6 protein-coding genes and 1 pseudogene are annotated in these 6,383 nt (G+C 64.4%); 3 read left to right on the forward strand and 4 right to left on the reverse strand.

Translation table 11 applies throughout. The annotated features are described in order from the left end of the window. Positions 1-236: 236 nt before the first annotated feature. The 3 genes from ACILRA_RS18255 to ACILRA_RS18265 are packed head-to-tail and all read right to left on the reverse strand — an operon-like array spanning position 237 to position 3,420. Positions 237-1,382: a Gfo/Idh/MocA family protein gene (locus ACILRA_RS18255; protein WP_395663491.1), complete on the reverse strand. Its 1,146-nt coding sequence runs from the start codon at positions 1,380-1,382 to the stop codon at positions 237-239. Positions 1,383-1,393: 11 nt separating this feature from the next. Further along, positions 1,394-2,287, reverse strand: coding sequence for a TIM barrel protein (locus tag ACILRA_RS18260; protein WP_395663492.1), 894 nt, complete (start codon positions 2,285-2,287; stop codon positions 1,394-1,396). Further along, on the reverse strand, positions 2,284-3,420 hold the full coding sequence (locus ACILRA_RS18265) for a Gfo/Idh/MocA family protein (protein WP_395663493.1): 1,137 nt from the start codon (positions 3,418-3,420) through the stop codon (positions 2,284-2,286). Before ACILRA_RS18265 ends, ACILRA_RS18260 begins: the two co-directional genes overlap by 4 nt. 178 nt (positions 3,421-3,598) lie before the next feature. On the opposite strand from ACILRA_RS18265, the gene ACILRA_RS18270 reads away from it, so the two are divergent. From ACILRA_RS18270 to ACILRA_RS18280, 3 genes are read left to right on the forward strand one after another with little or no spacing between them, the layout of a single operon-like run. Further along, positions 3,599-4,561 carry a PfkB family carbohydrate kinase gene (locus ACILRA_RS18270; protein WP_395663494.1) on the forward strand — a complete coding sequence of 321 codons (963 nt, stop codon included), beginning with the start codon at positions 3,599-3,601 and terminating at the stop codon, positions 4,559-4,561. Positions 4,562-4,580: 19 nt separating this feature from the next. Next, complete coding sequence (locus ACILRA_RS18275; protein WP_395663495.1) at positions 4,581-5,423, forward strand: 5-deoxy-glucuronate isomerase; 843 nt, start codon at positions 4,581-4,583, stop codon at positions 5,421-5,423. Next, on the forward strand, positions 5,420-6,262 hold the full coding sequence (locus ACILRA_RS18280; protein ID WP_395663496.1) for a class II fructose-bisphosphate aldolase: 843 nt from the start codon (positions 5,420-5,422) through the stop codon (positions 6,260-6,262). The genes ACILRA_RS18275 and ACILRA_RS18280 overlap by 4 nt, the downstream gene beginning before the upstream one ends. Here the strand turns inward: ACILRA_RS18280 and ACILRA_RS18285 are convergent. Next, a pseudogene (locus tag ACILRA_RS18285) lies at positions 6,259-6,383 on the reverse strand (IS630 family transposase); the annotation flags it as partial. The gene ACILRA_RS18280 and the pseudogene ACILRA_RS18285 sit on opposite strands and share 4 nt — an antisense overlap.

The following is a 6,383-nucleotide window of genomic DNA, read 5'->3' on the forward strand; positions in this document are numbered from 1 at the left end:
AATGGAGCCTGATATGCACCGCCCACAACCTCTGCAAACTGGCAAAGGCCGCAACATGAGCCAGAACATACCCCTAAACCCAATGCACAGATGCAACAAAGATCAGATTATCCAGACAGGCTCCTAGAGCATGATCCGCAAAAGTGGAAACCACTTTTGCGATAAGATCATGCTCAAGCAATTGATCTTGCGCGAGTTCTTTTCGACCAGGTGATTCCACCTGGTCGGAACGCGCGCTAAGGGCGTGCGTCGACCCACTCACCCCCACGTGAATTCGACGCCACGGCCGCGCGGATGGCGGCAATCGAGCGGAGGCCGTCTGAGGCTGTCGGGAAATGGCAGGCGAGCGGATCGGGGGGCCGCCCTTCACGCCGGGCGCGGATCACTTCGGCGAGGTCGGCATAGATGTTGGCGAAGGCCACCAGCATGCCCTCCGAATGCCCGGTCGCGATCCGTGTGGCGCGCTCGGCTTCGGCCGAGAGGTTGCCGGATCCGCGCTCGATCACCTCTGTTCTGCCGTTGACCGGCGTCCAGTGGAGTTGGTCGGGCCACTGCTGCGCCCAGCGCAGGCCGCCCTTTTCGCCAAAAATGCGGATATTGAAGCCATGGAAGCTGCCAACGGCCACCGAGGAGGTCCAAAGGCGCACCCTTGTGCCGCCATCCATGCGCACATTGACCGAGGCGTCGTCCTCCAGCGACCGGCTGGGGATTGCCGAGACGAAGTCGGCGGACAGCTCCTGCGCATTCTGACCAGACACATAGCTTGCCATGTGCAAGGCATGAATGCCGCAATCGGCGAACTGGCCGGAGATTCCCGCCTGTGCGGGATCATAGCGCCAGCGCATGCGGGGATTGTCGGCATCGGCTGCATCGGCATGGAAGCCGTGCGAGAATTCAACCATGATGAGCCTGACCTTGCCGAGGTCACCACGCGCAACCATCGTGCGCATGTGGCGGACGAGCGAATAGCCTGTATAGCCGTAGTTGACTGCACAGACCGCGCCAGACCGCGCCGCCGCCGCCACGATGTCTTCCGCCTCTTCGACGGTCACCGTCATCGGCTTCTCGCACAGCACATTGATGCCTGCCTCGAGAAAAGCCTTGGTGATGGCGTAGTGCGTTGCGTTGGGCGTGGCCACGGTCACGAGGTCGATGCGGTCTGGCCGGTCCTTCTCGCCGGCGAGCATCTCGCGCCAGTCGCCATAGGCGCGGTCCTGGGCCACTCCCAACCGCTGCGCGAAGGCCCTGCCCCTGGCGGGATCGGCGTCGAGCGCACCCGCCATCATGGTATAGTCTCCGTCCATCGCCGCGCAGATGCGGTGGACGGGGCCAATCTGGCTTCCCTCGCCGCCGCCGACCATGCCCCAGTTCAGTCGTGTCATTGGAAATCCTGTCAATTGAAGCCGATGGACCGGAGATATGCGCGATTGGCCCGGGCATCGTCCACGGGCGATGTGGGTCCGGAGGGATCGCAGTCCTGCTCCACCGTGCACCAGCCTTCGTAACCCGCTTCCAGAAGAAGGCGGCGCACCGCGTGGAAGCCGGTGACGCCCTTGCCGAGATTGCAGAAAATGCCCTGGCCACAGGCATCGTAGAAGCCGGTCCGCCTGGCCACCACATCCGCTCTCACAGCGGGGTCGATGTCCTTGAAATGGACATAGGCAATCCGCGCCATGTGCCGCGCCATGAAGGCCACGGGGTCAAAACCGGCATAATGCGAATGCCCCGTGTCGAGGCAGATCTTCAGCACGGCGGGGTCGATGTCTTCGAGCAGGCTTTCGATTTCCGGCTCGAAGTCGATGAAACCCGCAGCATGCGGGTGGATGGAGACGGTGAGGCCATAGTCCTCCGTTCCCATGCGTGCGATGTCACGGAAGCGGGAGGCGAAGGAGGTCCATTCGTCCTTGTCCATCTGCTCGGCTTCAGCCGGGCGGCCCGCGGTTGGCGCCCGCCGCGGCGAGATCGAATCGATCAGCACGAGGTGGCGCGCGCCATGCGCCACGAGCGCCCGGCAGGTGCGCACCGCGGCATCCTTGACCTCGTCCCAACTGCTGGGATCGTGAAACGGCCGGAAGACCACGCCCCCGATCAGGGTGAGACCGCGTTCGGCAAGCGCAGGGCCGAGAATGCCTGGATCCTCCGGCATGAAGCCGATGGGGCCCAGTTCGATTCCGTTGTATCCGGCGTCGCGGCATTCATCGAGCACGCGCGTCCAGGGCGGGTTGCGGGGGTCGCCTGCGAATTCAACTCCCCATGAACAGGGGGCATTTCCGATTCTGATGCTCATGCCGGTTCCCGGTCTCCTTCAATGGGTTCAACATCGACCCAGCCGCGGCGATCCTGTGACGCCCAGGCCGCATCGATGACCTGGTTCACCATGTGCCCATCCGCGAATGTCGGCCATGCCGGCTTGCCCGCGGCGATTGCCGCGAGGAAGTCGCGGGCTTCGATGATGATCTGGTCCTGATAGCCCGTGCCATGTCCTGGCCCCAGGCAAAATGCCTTGTAGTCGGGGTGCTCGGGCCCGGTGAGGATCTTGGTGAAGCCCTGCCGGCCAGAAGGATCGCCCGTGCGATAGAGCCAGAGCGCGTTCTGGTCTTCCTGGTCGAAACGGATGGCGCCCCCGGTGCCGAAGATCTCATAGGCATAGCCCATCTTGCGGCCCGTCGCGACGCGGCTGATGAACAGGTGCCCCATGGCGCCGCTGGCAAAGCGGCACATGAGCTGGCCCTGGTCGTCATTGGTGACGGCCTCGGGGCCCGATGCCGAAGGCCTTGTCCGGTGAACGGTCTCGATCTCGGCACAGAGGCTTCTGACCGGTCCCATCAATGCAACTGCGGCGTTGATGATGTGCGGCGCCAGGTCTCCCATGTTGCCATTGGGCCTGCCGCGCGTGCGCCATGAGGCGGGCTGCAGCGGATCAGCGCAGAAATCCTCCGTATGCTCGCCGCGGAACCAGGTGATCCTGCCGATCTCGCCTGCGGCGATGATCTGGCGCGCCAGCTGTGAGGCAGGTGTGCGGATGTAGTTGAACCCCGTCATGTGAACGAGGCCGCTGCGCTGTGCCGCCTCGACCATGATCTGGCTATCGGTGCTGCCGAGCCCAAGCGGCTTCTCGCAGAAGACGTGCTTGCCGGCCGCAAAGGCCGCCAGCGCAATCGCCTTGTGGGTGTCCTGCGGGCTGGCGATCACCACGGCATCCACCTTGGTGTCCGTCACGAGCTGCCGCCAGTCGTCGGTCGCGCGGGCAAATCCGAACTGGCGTGCCTTTTCGGCTGCGCCGGCCTTCGTCGTTGTGGCGATGATCTCGAGACGGGGTCTCAGCGCCGTATCGAAGACGGCGGCAACGGCCGACATCGCGACGGCATGGGCCTTGCCCATGTAGCCTCCGCCGACAATCCCGATCCCGATGTCCGACACCCAGCCCATCCGCTGTTGCAAGCGCTTGCAAACATAATAGACAATAACTAGTCTGCCCGGTCAAGAGCAGGTGGAGAGCGCCGTGGCACAGCAGTCCCGAAGCATGAGGTTGGCAGCCGTGCAGGCTCTTGAGACGCTCCCCGCCGCCAGCTGCCGCCCAAGCGCGGGAATATAGGTCATGTTCGAACGCCTGCGCAGCAACCGCTTTCTGGTGCTTGGGAGGGCCGGCATGGATCTCTATGCCGATCCGCCCGGCTGCCTTGCGGAAGAAGCGGGGCGCTTCACCTCCGCGCTCGGGGGATCGGCGGCGAACATTGCCGCAGGCATCGTCAGGCTGGGTGGTGCTGCCTCACTGGTCACCACCGTCTCGGATGACGCGGTCGGCCGCTTTGTGCGGCGCGAACTCTCCCGCTATGGCATCGACCTGTCGCATGTGGGACAGGCGGCGGGAGATTGCCGCACCTCGCTCGCCGTTGTCGAAACGCGGGCGGAGAACTGCCAATCGGTGATCTATCGCAATGGTGCAGCTGACTTTCTGCTGAGCCCGGACCACGTGGCGGGAATCGGCATGGAGGGCTATGCGGCCCTGATCGTGACCGGAACGGCGCTGGCCGTGGAGCCGTCGCGCGCCGCCACGCTGCTGGCGATCAGGCGGGCGCGTGCCGTGGACATGCCGGTGATCCTCGATGTCGACTATCGTCCGTATTCTTGGGTCTCTGCGGCCGATGCCGCCGCGACATGCCGCATGGCTGCGGAGGCAAGCGACATGGTGATCGGCAACGATGTCGAATGGGACGTGATGGCAGGCGGCCCGGGCGGGCTCACGCTCGCCCGCGAACTCGCAGCGGGCAGGGCCGCCGTGATCTACAAGATGGGCGACAAGGGTTCGATCAGCCTTGCCGGCCGCAGCAGTTTTGAGACGCCCATCTATCGCGTTGCGGCGTTGAAGCCCACGGGTGCGGGCGACGCCTTCATGGCCGGCCTCGTCACCGGGCTTGCTTCCGGTCTCGAACTCGCCGGGGCTGTCCGGCGGGGTACGGCGGCAGCGGCCGTCGTCGTCACCCGCGTTGGCTGCGCACCCGCTTCGCCAACTTCGGAAGAACTCGACACATTCATGCGCGATCACGCCGCGCCAGCGTGACCCCGGAGGATCAGGTTCCATGCACATCCCGCCCCATGACAACCGCAACGCGCCCATCATCGATGTCAACGATGCGCGGGTTCCGCTCAACTATTTCAATATCGTCAAGCTCTCCCGCGGACAGGCCTTCGAGTACCGCGTTCCCGGCTATGAGACATGCGTTGTTCCGGCGACCGGAACGATCGATGTCGAGGTGGAGGGCGCCGCCTTCGACGCCATCGGTACGCGTGGCACGGATGTGTGGGATGGCGAGCCAGAGGGGGTTTATGCGCCGCAGGGCGCGAAGGTGAGGTTCGCTTGCATCTCCGCCACTGCCGAAGTCTTCATCGCTGGCGCGCGCTGCGATGGCCAGTTCGACCCTTTCGACGTGCGCGCCAGCGACATCGACGTTGTGCAGTATGGCTCGGATGAGACCAAGACTCACCGGAAGATCAAGCACATCCTCGGCACAAAATACCGCGGCCGCGTGGGGCGGCTGCTTGTGTCCGAACTCTTTACCGTGGGCGCGGGCGGCTGGTCAGGCTTTCCGCCCCACAAGCACGATACCGACCGGCTGCCGGTCGAGACGCGGCACGACGAGACGTATAACTTCCGCTTCCGCCCCGATCACGGCTTCGGGCTGCAACTGGTGCAGCGCCAGGATGGCGAGGTGGGAGATGCCTATCACATCGTCAACGGCTCGACGGTGATCCTCGAGAAAGGCTATCACCCATGCGTGGCGGCACCCGGTTATGAAATGTATTATTTCACCATTCTCGGTGGCCTCAGTCAGCGGCCGCTGGTGCAGTTCTTCCAGCCGTCCCATGCCTATCAGATCGAGACGATCCCCGGCATCAAGGACATGATCGCGAAATTCAAATGACCGTCGCCTCCTTGCACCAGCTTCTTCATGCCGCGCAGGCGGGGCGCTATGCCGTCGCTGGCCTTGTGGTGCTGGGCTGGGAGGATGCGGTTGCCTTCGTCGAGGCGGCGGACGACACGGGTCTCCCCGTGATCCTGCAGGCGGGGCCCGGCTGCCGGCGCCATACGCCCGTGCCCGTGCTGGGGCGGATGCTGCGCCATCTCGCCGAACAGGCCCGCGTTCCGGTTGCCTGCCACATCGACCATGCCACGACGCTGGAAGAATGCGTTGCGGGGATCGCGCATGGATTCACCTCCGTGATGATCGATGGATCCTCCCTGCCGCTGGACGAGAACATTGCATTGACGAACCGGGTGATCGATGCGGCCCGTGCCGCCGGTGTTTCGGTTGAGGGCGAGGTCGGCTTCGTGGGCTATGCCGGTGGGCGCCAGTCGCGCGTCACGTCCCCTGAGGAGGCTGCCCGCTTCGCGGCGGAAACCGGCATCGATGCGCTGGCCGTATCGATCGGCAACGTGCATCTGCAGCAGGAGAAGACGGACGGCATCGACTTTGATGCGCTGCGCGCTATCGAGGCGGCAACGGATGTTCCCCTGGTGCTGCATGGCGCAAGCGGCATTGCGCCTGCCACACGCAGCATTCTGGCCCGTGACCACCGCGTGAGGAAGTTCAACATCGGCACCGAACTCCGCCAGGCCTTCGGCGCGGCGCTGCGAAAGTCGCTGGCTGATCAGCCTTCAAGCTTCGACCGGATCGAGCTTCTGCGGCCCACGATCGCCGCCGTTCGCGAGGCGGCCCGGGACGCGATCACGGGCATCGGCCCTGCGAGGGTAATCCCCTAGTGGATTGACTCCAACGTTTGGAACCCACGGTTCCGAGCTGCGATGATATCGCCAGGGTTGGCTTTCCATGCGAAGGGTTTGGGACTGGAGGCGTTGTATTCGCGGATGAAGCGGTTGATGG

This window comes from Aestuariivirga sp., from assembly GCF_044239095.1.
Taxonomy (GTDB): Bacteria; Pseudomonadota; Alphaproteobacteria; order Rhizobiales; family Aestuariivirgaceae; genus Aestuariivirga.